The organism is Mycoplasmopsis meleagridis (assembly GCF_900660695.1).
GTDB classification, from domain to species: Bacteria; Bacillota_I; Bacilli_A; order Mycoplasmatales; family Metamycoplasmataceae; genus Mycoplasmopsis; species Mycoplasmopsis meleagridis.
In genome coordinates, this window is record NZ_LR215042.1 from 34,762 (window position 1) to 48,730 (window position 13,969).

Sequence of the window (13,969 nt, forward strand, 5' to 3'; positions counted from 1 at the left end):
TTTCATACTTTATTTTAATAAATATAATTATTAAGCAATTATAAAAAAAGTGGTTTTTTGTTCCACTCTATATTTGCTTTTTAAATACGTCATTTAAAGAAAATGTGCCAATATATTCTAAAATACCATTCGCTGTGCTTTGGTTTTTGTTTTTTATTTTATAGGCAAAAGTTGCACTACCAGTTTTCGAATCATAGCTTATTATAGGCTTATTGGTATAATTGTTATCCTCTTTATTAAGACCACTTTTAGGATCTAATAAATAGTATTCTAATTGATATTTATACGAATTAGAATAGGAATCATCAAAAATTAAATCTAGTCTATTGTAATAACCATTTGAAGTATTATGATGAGGATCAGATGTAGATGAACTATTGAAGAAAGTAAAACTATTTTCATAAGGAATAACGTTAGATAAATCGGCGTTATTAAAAGGAATTATTTTTACTTGTTTAGCAGCTTCTTTTAATTCAGAAAAATTAAGTTTAATAACTTGTGTTTCTTCATTCTTAATGGCCAGTTTTTCTATTTTATTTAATTCATTTAAAGTAGCAACTGGAATATTTTTATTTAAAAAGTAGTGAATAATTAATTCTTCATTAGAATTTTTTGTAAATCAAATTGCTTTTGTATTATCTATTTCATAAAAAGGATGAACGATATTATTGTCCATAGGAATAATCAAATATTTACTAATTAATTCTAAATTATTTTTAATAGTTTCTGCATTATCACTTTTAGTTTTAGGTAATTTATTAATTAAATCATCAATATTGTTAATAATGTTATTTGAAAAATCTAAATTTAATTTGTTAGTAGCTTGAATATTAAATAATTGATATTGATTATCTGGTCTATCTAATGAATTAATTGTTTTAAATCCTTCTATAAAATAGGTAAATTGGGGTAATATTTCTAATTTTTCTTTAATAGAAAGATTTTTTAAAGAATCATCATTTTTATCTTCTAGTAAAACTTTTAAATATAAAATTCCTTTTTTGTCATTTGCAAAGGAGTGATAGTAAATATTATATTTTTCTTTGAATAAATCAATAGGAGCATTGTTTTTATTTTTCAATTCAAAGTTAATTATATCTTTAGTATTTGATGAACTTAATTCTAGTTGATTTTCTCAATATTGCGAATTGTCGTTTAAATTAGGATCTTGACTGTTAGAATAAGGAACTGTGTAATTTGCATAAACAAACTCACTAGCCAAATGATCTTTTTTATTTATTTTATTTAGAGTTTTAAAATGATATAAACTCATTTGATAATTTAGAGAATTATTTTGCTTATTATGAATAGAAGAAGCAACAGAAAAAGCTATAATCAAAGCTGAAGAAGCTAAAATGGATGAAATAGCTAATCCTAATTTTAATTTAAATCTTTTCATTTTTTTCCTCGTATAAAATTTTCGCAATATATTCACTTAATTTTTCCATATTATATTTTTTTAGTGAAGAAACAAAGAAGACATTATTTATAAAACTTAGGTAATTATTATCAACTAATTCATTGTGTTTTTTAATAAGTTTAGATTTTTCACTTTGATTTAATTTATCAATTTTAGTATAAACAATATCAATTGGTCATATAACATTTTGCAAAAAATCAATAGTTTCTTTATCAGTTTGAGTAATTCCTGTACGAGAATCTATTAATAAAATAAGATGTTTTTTACTTTTTATGTCCAATAAAAAACTTTTTATATTATTCAACATTTTGGCTTGTTTTTCTTTTGAAATATTAGCATAACCATAACCAGGAAAATCTACAATTAATTTGCCATTATTATCTTCAAAATAGTTAATTAGTTGTGTTCTGCCAGGAGTTTTAGAAACAAAGCTTATATTTTGGCCAGTTAAAGCATTTAACAAACTACTTTTTCCAACATTTGATCTTCCTCAGAGACAAACTTGTAAATTATTCGTCTCTAGTCAAGAAGTTTTATCAGGAGCAGATTTAATAAATTTTCACATATTATTTTGTTAATTTTAAAGCATCTTGAGCTATCATTAATTCTTCATTAGTTCTAATTACAAAAATTTTTATTTCACTTGAAGGATTCGAAATCAGAGAATATTCTGCAATTTTTTTATTATTTTCTATTTCATTTAAACTTATTTTTTTAAAAAATAATTTATCACAAACTTCTTTTCTTAGTTTAGGAGAGTTTTCGCCAACTCCAGCAGTAAAAACAATAGCATCAATCTTATTTTCAAGTTTATTTGCATATTCGGCTACATAATTAACTATTTTTTGAACAAACAAATCATTTGTAAATTTTGCTTGATAATTTCCTTCATCAATTGCTTTTGAAATATCACGCGTGTCGTTTGAAAATTGAGAAACACCTAAAAGACCTGACTTTTTATTTAAAGCTGCAGTTGCTTCTTGAACAGTGATTTTTTCATTTTCACAAATGAATTCGATTATAGAAGGATCAATATCTCCGCTTCTAGTTCCCATCATAATACCAGCTAAAGGTGTAAAACCCATAGAAGTATCGAATGATTTGCCATCTTTAATTGCACAAATACTTGCTCCACTGCCTATATGTAAACTGATTATGTTGGGATGCTTAATTTTTAAAATTTCTTCGATTTTATTTTTTATAAAGTTATGGCTGATGCCGTGAAACCCATATTTTTTAATGTTATATTTTTTAGTTCATTCATAAGGAATGGGGTAAATACTATTGATATCTGGAATTGTTGAATGAAATGAAGTATCAAAAGAAGCAGTTAAAATAGCCTTAGGCATTGCTTTTTTGAAAGCTTCTATTGCTTGTATTGCCCCAGGATTATGTAAAGGAGCAAATTTAGAACATTTGTCAATTGATTTGAGAACTTCATCATTCAAAATAACACTTTGGTCAAAATATGGCCCGCCATGAACTACTCTAAAGCCAATAATTTCAATTTCTTCAGGATTATTGATTAAATTAATATTTTGCATCATTTTTAATGTTTCCGCAACTGCAACAGTATGATTTGGTAATTCCAAAACATCATCGTAAATCTCACCATTAAATTTAATTGTTATTTTACCATCATGTAAAAAAATTCTTTCAGTTAAACCATTAGCAATAACTTTTAAAGTATCTTTTTCGAATAGTTGTGTTTTTATTGAACTGCTTCCAGCATTAACAACTAATATTTTTTTACTACTCATAATGTTCCTTCTTATCAAAAAGCAATGCGCTTAATAAAATTGTATTAATTATATCTTTTGTTGTTGCCCCTCTTGAAAGATCGCTAATAATTTTATTAGTTCCTAGTAAAAAAGGACCAAAAGCGTCATATTTAGCTAACTTATTAGCTATTTTGTAACCTATATTAGCAGCATCTAGATTTGGAAAAATAAAACAATTGATTTTATTATTGTCATGAATATTCATTTTGTGGTTTCTAATTTTTAAATCATAGGCAGCATCAAATTGAATTTCACCTATTGCTTTAATATTAGGAAATTTATTTTTGAAAATATTAAAAGCCTTATTAATTTTTAAATTTTCCTCTGTTTTAGCACTTAAATTAGTTGAAAAAGATAAAAAAGCAAGTGAAGGGATAATGTTTATTTTTGAACTAAATAAAGCAGTTTTATGGGCGATTTCGACTAAATTTTCACAGCTAGGATTGGGGATAACTGAAACGTCACTAAAAAGAAGAGTTTCTTTTTTATTATTAAGAACTATTGTAGAAGTTAATAAATTAGTTTTTAAATTTGTAATTTTTAATGTATTTTTAATTAACTCAGCGCTTGGAAAAGATTTTCCGCCAATTACAACATCAACAAAATTACTTTCTAAAAGTAGTAAAGATATAGTAATTTTGTTATTAATTTTATTTATTATTTCTTCGGTACTAAAAATAAAATTTTTATTTCTTTCTTGAGCTTTTTTATTGCTTATTTCAACATATAGATTAGACAGATATTCCTTGTTTTTAGGAGAAAAAGAAAAAATAACATTCCTATTAATATCTATAATATTTTTTTCTTTATCAAAGAAAAATAATTCAATACTTTTAATTTTTTTTAAAAAAAGAGCTGCTTTATTAATTTCGTAGATTTTTACATCATCGATTAAAAGAACTCTTTTATTTTTAATTTTTGAAATTTGTTTAATAATTCGCTTAGTAAAATTCATTAATTATTTTCCAAATAGTGTCTAACTGCTAAAGCAAGATTTTTAAATAAACATACAACCGTTAAAGGCCCAACTCCGCCAGGAACAGGAGAAAGTCCAGAAATATGATTTTCTAATCCTTCTGTATTTACATCTCCAACAAGTTTTAAATTACCGTTTTCATCTTCTATGTAAGTAGTTCCAACATCAATAACAATAGCATCTTTTTTAAGATTATTTTTATGTAATAATCCTGGTGCACCAGCACCTGAAACTACGATGTCATTTGATTCGATTCCTCTAATTGTTGAACGTTTATTGTAAGTAGAAAATGTAGAAGTTTTAGCTGCTCTTTTTTTAAGCAAATGAGCAATAGGTTTACCAACAAGAGCGGAACGTCCTACAACACCAATTTTTTTATAGTCTAAATCAATATTATAATAATCAATTATTTCATTAACTGCTAGAGCAGTAGCTGGAACAAAGTGAAAATATTGAACCATGTCCTTTTCGTTATAAAAACTAAATTCGTTCTTACTACTAAGGCCGTCAATATCTTTTTCTTGTCTAACACTATCAAGAATTACTTTACTATGAAGATTTTCTGGTAATGGCAATTGAACAATAACCCCATCTGCATTATCATTTATCTTATCAATTTCTTTTAATAATTTATTTTGGTTAACATCAGATGGAAATTTATAAACTATTGTTTCTACACCCAATTTAGTAGCTTTTTTTTGCTTATAAAATATATACTTATTCGACGAATTATTGTCACCAACTTGAATAATTGCAAGAATAGGTTTTCTTTTTAATTGTTCTGTTAAATAGGCAAATTCGTCTTTTAGCTCTTTGGTTAATTTATTAACAATTTCTTTACTGTAGTATATTTCCATTATTTGTTTCCTTCCATTATTTTTTTAAGTTCTTCCTGATATGCTCTTAAATTACTCTGATATTCTTTTAATTTATTTTGTTCTTCTTCAATTTTTTTAGGCGCTGCTTTTTTAATAAAATTTTCATTATTTAGAATATTTTGAGCTCTTAAGATTTCTTTATTTGTAAATGAAATTTTTTTGTTAATTTCCTCAATATATTTTTCTTTTTGGTTGTCATTTATCATGACATAAAGAGAAAGATTTTTTTCTGAAATAAAAAAATCTTTATTTTCTTTAACAGAACAATTTGCTAATTTGAAAATCACGTTTTCTTGATATTTAGTTAACTTATTTAAGGGAGAAAAATAAATTATTTCCTTTTTTGAAATATTATTTTTTTCACGATATTTACGAAGAATATTAACTAAATCAAAAGCGGTTATAATTTCTAAATGATTACTTCTTTTTCTACATTTCATTTTAACTTTTGCAAAAGTTTGTTCTAAAATTTCGCTTTGAAAAATTTCTTTATATAAATAGTCAGTAATGAAAGGTAAAAAAGGATGTAGTATAACAAGAAGCTTTTTAAAATTGGTTAAAACTTTTTTCTTATTAACGGCTACTTTTAAAACCTCAATGTATTTGGAAGAAAATGTTTCATTGATAAATTTTTCTAATTCTGCACCAATAATTGTCATTTCATAGTTATCAATAAATTTATTTACTTTCAATCTTAATTCGTGAATATTGTCTCTCATTCATTCATCAGCAGGATTAATATTTTCTTCATTAGGAAGTGCTTGAATAAAATTAGCAATATTTCAAAGTTTATTACAAATAGCTCAACCTTTAATTACTCCTTCTTCTGAAAAATTAATATCAAACCCAGGAGTAGAATTGGTTATTAAAAATCATCTTAAAGAGTCTGATCCATATTTATTTATTATTTCAATAGGGTCAACACCGTTATTAAGAGATTTAGACATTTTTCTTCCATCTTTATCTCTTATTAAGCCATGAATTAAAACTTTTTCAAAAGGTTTTTTGTTAAGCAATTTAAGACTAAAAAAATACATTCTAGCAATTCAAAAAAAGATAATATCAAAACCAGTAACTAATAGAGAAGTAGGAAAATAACGTTCAAGTTTATTATTTTTACTAGGTCAGCCTAAAAAAGAAAAAGGGGCTAACCCACTACTAAATCAAGTATCTAGAACATCTTCATCTCTTTTTCATTCTTTGCCAGGACTTTTAATTTGTACTTTTATTTCATTATTTTTATATCAAGCGGGAATTTGGTGTCCTCATCAAAGCTGCCTTGAAATAGTTCAATCATGAACATTATTCATTCAATGTTTTAAATGTTCAATAAAAGCAGAAGGATAAAATTTAACAGCATCGTAAGAATGCAAGTGTTTCAAAATCATTTTGGATAATTGTTCCATTCTAACAAATCACTGTGGCATTACTAAAATTTCAATTGGAGTATTACTTCTTTCAGAATAACCAACGTTTGAAGTTACTTTTTCAATTTTTTCTATTAAATTATTTTCCTTTAAATAATTTTTAATAACTAATCTTGCTTCTTCTCTACTTAATTTGTCAAATTGAGAATTTGGATAATTTATAAAGCCGTTTTTATCAATAGTTTCATTAATTTCTAAATTATGTTTTTGAATAAGTTCGATATCTATTTCTGCATGAGCAGAAAGTTTCATTAAACCGGTTCCAAAATTAATATCAATGTATTCATCAGAAATAATAGGAATCTCTTTATTAGTGAGAGGATGAATGATAGTTTTATTTTGATATTTAGAATATCTTTTATCGCTGGGATTATAAACAACTGCTACATCACTAAGCATTGTTTCAGGTCTTACTGTCGCTATAACTAAATATTCTTTGCTATTTTTTAAGGGATATTTTATATAGAGCATTTCTTGTTCAATACTTCTATTAATAACTTCAATATTGGAAATAGCAGTTTTCAATTTAGTATCTCAATTAATAGCCTTTTTACCTCTATATATTAATTTTTGCCTATATAAAGCTATAAAAGCCTTATTTACAGCTTGATTAGATTTATCATCCAAAGTAAATCTTTCATTTTCATAATCTAAACCAAGACCTAATGCTGCTCATTGAAGATGAAATTTTTTAGCGTATTCATCTTTTCATTCTCATACTTTTTTTATAAATTCTTTTCGACCTAAATCATGCTTGGTAAGATTAAATTTTTCAAGAAGCATATTTTCAACTTTGCTTTGAGTAGCTATTCCTGCATGATCCATTCCGGCTATATAAAAAACATCATAATTGTCCATTTTTTTATATCTTAAAATAGTATCTTGCAAGTAAGTATCAAAAGCGTGTCCAATATGTAATTGTCCAGTTACATTAGGAGGAGGAAGCAAAATAGTAAAAGGTTTTTTACTTAAATCATGTGAACTAAAAAATTTTTTATCAATTCATTTTTTACTAATTGGCGGTTCAATTTCACTTGGTTGATATTTTTTATTCATTTTTAATTATTCCTATTGTCAATCAATAATAAATTATATAATATTGGGTTAATTTTAGACAGATATGAAAATAGCCAGAAGTTTATTTTGGCTATTTTATGTTTGATTCTTTAGTGTGTTTATTTGTAAAATCGGCAATAAAAAATTCCAAATTATCAAGATGATTTACTAAAGCAGTCTTGTTTTTAATTTCGTTTTCTATTTCATCTTCTGTGGAATAACTAATTGAAACTGTATCAATTGGAGTGTTATGATTGTATCAATTCAAGATATCACTTGCAGACGTTATTGCATTATGTTCATTTTCCAAAATAAAATTATCAGTAAAGAGATAATCGTTTAGTAACGTATTATTAGCTAAAAAATAAGATTGGCTATCTTCAACTTCTCTAAATTTATAGAAACTTTCGTTGATTATTTTATTTATGTTTCCATATTCAAGAAGTCTATTTTTATTAAATAGGTAAATATTATTAAACATTGTGTTATCAATAAAGTTTTTGTTATGAGTAATAAAAACAAAAGAACGATTTTTCTTAAGCATTAGTTTATTCATATCACTAAGAAATTCAATTTTTTCTTTCAAATTACTGTTATTGAAATCATCAACAATAAATATTAATTTAGGATTTGTAATTAAAATTGAAAGAAGATTGATTTTTAAGTTATCTTTAAAAGAAACAAATGAATTGTATTGAAGAATTTTTCTAATATCTACATCAGTTTCTCTTAATATGTCAATTAAATTGGAAAAAGATAAAAAATTGCCAACGTCAACATTAGTTAATTTATTTTTCAATATTATGAAATTTTTAATTTTAACTAGTAAATTAAAGAAAAACATGAAATAACTATAATAATTATATTTTGTTGTAAATGCCTTAGTTACAGGCGAATGAAGACCAAATTTCTCTTCAGTTTTAATACACAAAATTTTATATTTATTAAGAATTTCTAAATAACTATTTTTAAATGTATCAATACTATTTGCTAACCAAGGATTATATTTTAATTTTGCATAATAGCTCTTGGCAATATTTTTATTTTTTCAATCATATTCTGACTTTAAAATTTTTAACTGTTCATTTAAAGCATAGACAACATTTTTAGATAAAGGATAGGGATCGGTAAGAATTTTTTCTTTTTTAAGCTTATTTATAGCATTTTTATTTTCGTTTATACGAGAGTTAAAATCATTTAATATTTCATAGTTTGAGTTTCGATATTGTTCGAAATTAATTGCGAATTGTTTTTTTATTATTTTGTTGATCTTGTTTTCAAAATTATTTAGTTTATTGAATTTATTGGAATTTAAATTATTTGCGATAAAAAGTTTAGATTGAAAATCTAATTCCTTTTTAAATTTTCTTAAATTTACGCTGTTGAAACTTAAAAAGGCTTTTCTATTTTTTTGTATTAGTTTATAAATATGAGAATTTATTGCTAATTCTTTATAAGTAAGTAAGTATGCAGAAGTTTTTCTTTTTATTTTTTTGAGAATATATTTTTTATTTGCAATATTAGATTTATATCAATTGATTAAATAATTAAAATAAGTATTATTTCTTCTTTTAATGTATTTATTTTTACTATCAATTAAAAAATCAAGATTTTTAAGATGGTCTCTAATTTGTAATTTATTTATCAAATATTGTTCACCTTTTGAACTAATAATTTTATTTATTTTAATCGATTCTTCGACATGTTTAATTTTAGTATCGCCGAGAAAATCTAAAGATTGATCATTAGATTTAATAAAAAAATCAAATTTTATTTTTAAATCGTTAATTATTTCATAAATATTAATTACAGAATTAATTATTAAATTATCATTAGCAGAATGAAAATTATCAATTTTTTCTAATATATCTTTTTCACTCAAAAAAAAGTTATTTATATCTATTTTACACTTTAATTCGTTTAATTGCTTGATGCTGTTATTAATGTTAAGTATATATTGAGAAAGAGAATTAAAGAGAATTTTTCTCAGAGCATATTTATATTTGTTAGTAGTTTCATTAAAAGATTTAATTCTCTCTTCATTAGAATTAGCAAAATACTTTTTAATATCATGGAATTTTTGAATAAAAACAGCTTCTTTGTTTGAATTATTAATATCTTTTAAATTAAGTATTTTTATATGGGGAAGAATATCTTTGTCTTTGTAATATATTGAATATTCATCATTTTCGTTAATAATTAAGTTTTTAATAGTGTGCTTATCTGTAAAAATTTTATTCAAAGCATTGTTTTTGAACAGAAAATTATCTTTATTATCAACAAAAAATAACGTAGGATTTTTTTCATAAATGTCAATTTGTTTAACAGCATTAAAATCATCTTTTGAAAAAATTTCGATGAAATTTTCTAACGAAAAAAGAATCTTTTTGTCCATATTTAAAAGTATAATAAATTTGAAAATAAACAAAATGTTTTGGGGATGTAATGGCTTCGACATGTTGGAGGTTTTCTTAACATCAGTAGTTTGGCAAACTATAATGCTTCTAGGCTTTAGAATCGCAGAAGATAAAAAAGCAGTTGAATCTAAAATTCAACCATTATTAGTTGCTCAACAAGCAACTTTTTCAAATCTTGCTTTTGCTTAGTTAATAGCGGCAAGTGGTTTATGAATTTTAGCTCTAAGTTCATAAATTTGGTTAAGAGCGAAGTTTGAAGTTGATTAAACTTTATTACTAGTGGTTATTGTTATTTTTAGAAACTAGTAATTAATCAAAAAGTAACTAAACTGTAAAAAGTGTTATTTAAGTTTCTTATGTGGACACGGGTTCGACTCCCGTCATCTCCACCAAATCATTATGACCAAAATAAAAACTGCAATACTCAAATTGCAGTTTTTATAATAAAAAGCCAACAGACATGGCACTTCTTAATGTGGCTGCTATATTTCTATCCTGACCAGATTATAAGGTTATCATTCTGTTAGCCGTTAAATTATAGCATTTCTTACTTTTAAACAAAATGAAAAAAGTCACATTTAAAATACAAAAATTTCATAAGATATATTAAAATATGTACTATGCATAAGCTTAATTATAAAGATATTTCTAAATTGACAGGTCTTTCTCTTAGCTCGATAAGTAGATATTATAACGGCGGTTATATTAGTGATAAAAAAAGAGAAGTAATTGAAAGCATTTTACTTAAACATGATATACATTATGAATCAAGTAAACAAAACCCTGTTAAAAGTTTACAAAACTCAATTTTTGTTGTTATGCCTAAAGATTGTAACGAAAACATGAACGAAATCATTCAAGGACTTAGTTTTTCTGCAAAAAAAAGAGGAAAAAATTTAATTTGCATATATAGTACGAATAATCAAGCCTCTCTTATTAAAAAAATCTCCAAGTTAACAAGAAATAATTTTTATGCACTTGTTGTTTTTGATGATCACATTGATGAAACAAAACTTAAAGAAGCAATTTTTCAATATAAATCATCAAATAAAATATTTTTGTTTAATTATCGTAGCAAACTAGCTAATTCGCTTGAAATTGATTATACTAGAGCCTTTCATCAATTGATTATTTTATCGCTTGAAAAATTTAATGGTTATCCTAATAAAATAGCTTACATTGAAGATGTTAATCTTGTAAAGAAAGAAAAAACGCAAAAGAGAAATGGTTTTATAAGTGGAGTCGAAACAAATAAAACAACTGGTCAAATTTATCGTTTAGATCCTTATAACAAGGAACATATTAATGATGCAGTAAATAGATTAAAAATTAACGATTATCGTTTAATAATTTGTTCGTCTCATAACGCTTATTTAGCATTAATGGCTACAAATAAACTTAACGATATACCTATAACTGATATAGGTAAACCTGAAATACTTGATAATTTTGCTAAATATTCTTTTAAGATTTTAGAAGATTGATTCTATTTAGGAATACAAATAGATAGAATGATTATTTCTAGAACTTCTAAAGAAGGCAAAAATGATTTATTAGACCTACAATATGTACCTAAAATAATAAAAAATGATCAAATTAATTAATGATCATTTTTTATTATTTTTCATTTATTTCATCGACTGATTCAGCAATTTGTTCATTATTATTAATAAATTCATCACTTAGGGAAATAAACTCATTGTTTTCTTTTAAATTCATAATTTTAAAGGTTTTATTTAATTCCTTAAGAGGTCTATCCAAAGATAATTTTGCTTTATCTGTAGATTTTAGAGCCTTTTGTTGCGAAGAAGAAGCATCTTCAAGAGCTTTAATAATTATTTTATAGTTGTCTCTAACTATTTCTAAAGTATGTTTAATTTGGTCCATAGATTTAGCAATTTTAATACTTCAATCATTTCTTTTAACTAAATCTAAATATCAAATAATATTTGAAGGAGAAGTTAAAATGACTTTATTAATATTATTTTCTACAATTTCTCTTAATTTTTGATTACTCATAATGAAGTAAAAAATACTATCACTAGGAATAAACATTATTGCTTTTTCAGTAGTGAGACCTTCTTTTAAATATGAGGCCACTTTTTTAAAATCACTTTTAAGTCTAGAAATAAATTCTTTTATGGTTTCTTCTTCGTTAATTTTGTCATTTAAAAAATCTGAATATAGTGAAGCGCTAAATTTAGAATCAACGGGAATATAGATTTTGTTATTTGCATTCGTGCTATAAGGATCTATGACATAAATTTTCGCATCTGGAATTTTTAATTCGCCGTCAGAGTTTTGAAATTCATATAATATTCCTTCCATATTTTCACCTAAAGCAGATTTAATGATTTCTTCAAGCAATCTTTCACCCATACGACCAAATTTTTTGTTATTTTGAAAAATATTTATTATTTGTTTAACATTATTGTTAACATCTCCTATTGTAGAAACAGAATGATTAAGTTCTTTTATCGTATTAGAAGTATTTTGAAATTCTTCTTCGATTTTTTTAACAAGAGAAGATTTAAGTTGTTCATTAATTTCATTTCTAATACTGCTAATATCTTGTTTATATTGATTATGAAAGGAATTTAAATTACTATTTAATACATTATTTAACCTATTAGTTAAAGAATCAGGTCCGCTTATTATTTGCGAGTTTAAAGAATTATTTATTTGTCTAACATTTTCATTGATATTTTGCAAAAGAACGTTTTTAATCGAATCTTGATTGGTAATTAAAAATGAGTTGATATTGTTAATAAAATCTTTATTAAATGATCTATTTTCATTTAAAAAAATATTTATTTTTTCATTTATTTCAAAATTAGCCTTATTAAATTTTTCATTTATTTCATTTAATATTTTATTATTTTTAGAAGCATATTCATCAATTAAAGCAGTTCTTAATTTAGTTTCTAATTCAGAGAATAATTTTACTAATTCAACTTTAAAATAGTTTAATTCGTCATTTTCAACTTTTGTTTTTTTACTTAAAATCTTTTTATTTTTTACTAAGAAAAAAATAACCAAACTAGTTAGAATAATTAATAAAATAATACAAATAATATTGCTAATTATAAGAGCTTCATTTTGCATTCATTGCCTTCCTGGTTTCTAGTTAAATAATGTGGTAAGATAATCATATGAAATTTTATTCTATTGCTACTATAAATAGGAATAATTTATATAACATAGCTTCTAGTCGTTTGTATCTATTAAGCTATATAGTACCTTCTATTATTTTTTTAATTACTATAGCAATGATTATTTTTATTTCAATATACATTAACATTATAAATAAAGATCTAAGACAAGATTGGATAAAAGCTCGTAAAATAAAAAAAGCAAACAAAAAAGTTCCTAAGGAAATTAACATAAATAGTAAAAAATATAAAGTATTCATTGTTATTGTTTTTTTGTTATCGCTAATTTGTTTTCTTTCTCTTTTTTCAATATCAGGACTTTTAATCTATCAATTATTATCTGGAAATTCATAGTTTAAAAATTTAAAAAAGCAAGTTTAGTAATATAACTTGCTTTTTTTAATATACATTTCGTTATCTTTTTTCTTAATCGCTTCTCGTTTATCACTTTTATTTAAGCCTATAACAAGAGCGATTTCTATTTTTATTAAATTTTTATTATTCAAATATATTTTAGTAGGAATTATTGTACTGCTTTGAAGTTTACTTAATTTAGTTTCTAAACGAATAAGTTCATTTTTGTGCATCAATAATTTACGTTCTCGATTTTCGTCATTTTTTTGTAGCATGTAACTTTTAAAATTAGCATTGTGAATAAAAAGTTCGTTTTTTCTAAAAAAACAGTAAGAAAAAGCTAAATTAACATTTTGATTTCTTGCTGACTTTACTTCTCAACCTTCCAAAACAAGGCCACATTCATAAGTTTCTAAAATTTTATATCCATGCAAACCACGACGATTATCGCTTATTATTTTCATAGTTTATATTATAGGAAAAAATAAAAAAATAATTCGCTTCAGCG

11 protein-coding genes and 2 other RNA genes are annotated in these 13,969 nt (G+C 24.1%); 3 read left to right on the forward strand and 10 right to left on the reverse strand.

The window, feature by feature from the left end:
* Positions 1-67: 67 nt before the first annotated feature.
* From EXC33_RS00165 to EXC33_RS00195, 7 genes are all read right to left on the reverse strand, one after another.
* The gene (locus EXC33_RS00165) at positions 68-1,399 is read right to left on the reverse strand and encodes an MAG1430 family protein (protein ID WP_046097066.1); all 1,332 of its coding nucleotides are present in this window, start codon (positions 1,397-1,399) and stop codon (positions 68-70) included.
* On the reverse strand, positions 1,386-1,985 hold the full coding sequence (gene yihA, locus EXC33_RS00170) for a ribosome biogenesis GTP-binding protein YihA/YsxC (protein WP_046097067.1): 600 nt from the start codon (positions 1,983-1,985) through the stop codon (positions 1,386-1,388). The genes EXC33_RS00165 and yihA overlap by 14 nt, the downstream gene beginning before the upstream one ends.
* 1 nt (position 1,986) lies before the next feature.
* The gene (locus EXC33_RS00175) at positions 1,987-3,180 is read right to left on the reverse strand and encodes an acetate/propionate family kinase (protein ID WP_046097068.1); all 1,194 of its coding nucleotides are present in this window, start codon (positions 3,178-3,180) and stop codon (positions 1,987-1,989) included.
* Positions 3,173-4,156 carry a phosphate acyltransferase gene (locus EXC33_RS00180; protein ID WP_046097069.1) on the reverse strand — a complete coding sequence of 328 codons (984 nt, stop codon included), beginning with the start codon at positions 4,154-4,156 and terminating at the stop codon, positions 3,173-3,175. Before EXC33_RS00180 ends, EXC33_RS00175 begins: the two co-directional genes overlap by 8 nt.
* A complete protein-coding gene (locus tag EXC33_RS00185; protein ID WP_046097070.1) occupies positions 4,156-5,034 on the reverse strand; it encodes a bifunctional 5,10-methylenetetrahydrofolate dehydrogenase/5,10-methenyltetrahydrofolate cyclohydrolase in 879 nt (292 codons plus the stop codon). The genes EXC33_RS00180 and EXC33_RS00185 overlap by 1 nt, the downstream gene beginning before the upstream one ends.
* A complete protein-coding gene (locus EXC33_RS00190; protein ID WP_046097071.1) occupies positions 5,034-7,538 on the reverse strand; it encodes a valine--tRNA ligase in 2,505 nt (834 codons plus the stop codon). Before EXC33_RS00190 ends, EXC33_RS00185 begins: the two co-directional genes overlap by 1 nt.
* Before the next feature lie 91 nt (positions 7,539-7,629).
* Entirely contained in the window at positions 7,630-9,933 is a 2,304-nt protein-coding gene (locus EXC33_RS00195; protein ID WP_129727249.1) for an MAG1360 family OppF-related protein, read from the reverse strand.
* 41 nt (positions 9,934-9,974) lie between these two features.
* Here EXC33_RS00195 and ssrA point away from each other — a divergent pair.
* Positions 9,975-10,347, forward strand: a transfer-messenger RNA (tmRNA) gene (ssrA, locus tag EXC33_RS00200).
* Positions 10,348-10,395: 48 nt separating this feature from the next.
* Here ssrA and ffs read toward each other — a convergent pair.
* Positions 10,396-10,490, reverse strand: an RNA gene (gene ffs, locus EXC33_RS00205) — signal recognition particle sRNA small type.
* A gap of 85 nt (positions 10,491-10,575) precedes the next feature.
* Between ffs and EXC33_RS00210 the strand changes: the two genes are divergently transcribed.
* Positions 10,576-11,559, forward strand: coding sequence for a LacI family DNA-binding transcriptional regulator (locus EXC33_RS00210; protein ID WP_046097073.1), 984 nt, complete (start codon positions 10,576-10,578; stop codon positions 11,557-11,559).
* A 13-nt stretch (positions 11,560-11,572) separates the two neighbouring features.
* Here the strand turns inward: EXC33_RS00210 and rmuC are convergent, their stop codons facing one another.
* Positions 11,573-13,060, reverse strand: a complete 1,488-nt coding sequence (gene rmuC / locus EXC33_RS00215; protein ID WP_046097074.1) for a DNA recombination protein RmuC — start codon at positions 13,058-13,060, stop codon at positions 11,573-11,575.
* Positions 13,061-13,107: 47 nt separating this feature from the next.
* Between rmuC and EXC33_RS00220 the strand changes: the two genes are divergently transcribed.
* Complete coding sequence (locus EXC33_RS00220; RefSeq protein ID WP_046097075.1) at positions 13,108-13,461, forward strand: hypothetical protein; 354 nt, start codon at positions 13,108-13,110, stop codon at positions 13,459-13,461.
* Positions 13,462-13,484: 23 nt separating this feature from the next.
* Here EXC33_RS00220 and smpB read toward each other — a convergent pair whose 3' ends face one another.
* Positions 13,485-13,925 carry an SsrA-binding protein gene (gene smpB, locus EXC33_RS00225; RefSeq protein ID WP_046097076.1) on the reverse strand — a complete coding sequence of 147 codons (441 nt, stop codon included), beginning with the start codon at positions 13,923-13,925 and terminating at the stop codon, positions 13,485-13,487.
* Positions 13,926-13,969: the final 44 nt, after the last annotated feature.